Origin of the sequence: Mycobacterium asiaticum, from assembly GCF_001673365.1 — a bacterium.
GTDB lineage: Bacteria > Actinomycetota > Actinomycetes > Mycobacteriales > Mycobacteriaceae > Mycobacterium > Mycobacterium asiaticum_A.
On sequence record NZ_LZLS01000067.1, the window covers coordinates 1 to 869 of the forward strand.

Below are 869 nucleotides of genomic sequence, written 5' to 3' on the forward strand. Positions count from 1 at the left end.
TGGGATGGCCTGGCTGCTGAGCTCGGTTCGGCGTCGTCGTTCTTTGAGGGGGTCACCTCGGGGCTGATCAACGACGCGTGGCAGGGCCCGGCTGCGGCGGCGATGTCGGCGGCGGCTTCGCCGTATACGGCGTGGTTGAGTGCTGCGGGTGTGGTGGCTGAGCAGGCGGCGGCTCAGGCGCGGGTGGTGGTGTCGGCTTTTGAGTCGGCGCGGTCGATGATTGTGCACCCGGCGCTGATCGCGGGTAATCGCAATGCGCTGGTGAGGCTTGCGATTTCGAACCTGTTTGGTCAGAACTGGCCGGCGATCGCGGCGGCGGAGGCGGTCTACGAGGAGTTCTGGGCGCAAGACATCGTGGCGATGTTGAGTTATCACGGTGGTGCTTCGGCGGCTGCGGCGGCGTTGACGCCGTTTACCAAGTTGCCGGTGGGTCGGTTGGCTGGTGCGGGTGGCTTGGTCAATGCCGCGGCGTCTGAACTTGCCGGGTTGGCGGGCGCGTTCAACAAGGGTGGCGCGCGGGCGGTGCTGGGTGCGGTGGAGGTGCGGCTGGGTGGCCTGTTGGGGGGTTTCAACCTCAGTGGGTTGCTGAGCAGTCTGCGTCTGGGGACTGGGAACCTGGCCAATTTGAATCTGCACAGCTTGGGGTTGGGTGAGGCTGGTACTGGTGCGGCGGCGGCTGGGCGCTGGGGGTCTTACGGGCGCCACTTCTTGGCGGGTTCGTGGGGGCAGTGGGGTGGTTCGGGCTTTCAGGGGTTGGTTCCGGCTGTGTCCGGTGGGGGCTTGGGCAGCGTGTTGAGCAGTGGCGCGTTGAGCGCTGTGCTGAGCAGTGGCAGTCTGACCAATTTGCTGAGCAGCCCCGCGGTCAGCAA

Annotated in this window: 1 protein-coding gene; it reads left to right on the plus strand. The window is 66.4% G+C overall.

All coding sequences use genetic code 11. The features are described 5' to 3' along the window. Positions 1–869, plus strand: an 869-nt coding sequence (locus tag A5634_RS07430; protein WP_155769406.1) for a PPE family protein, incomplete at both ends; no start/stop codon positions are given.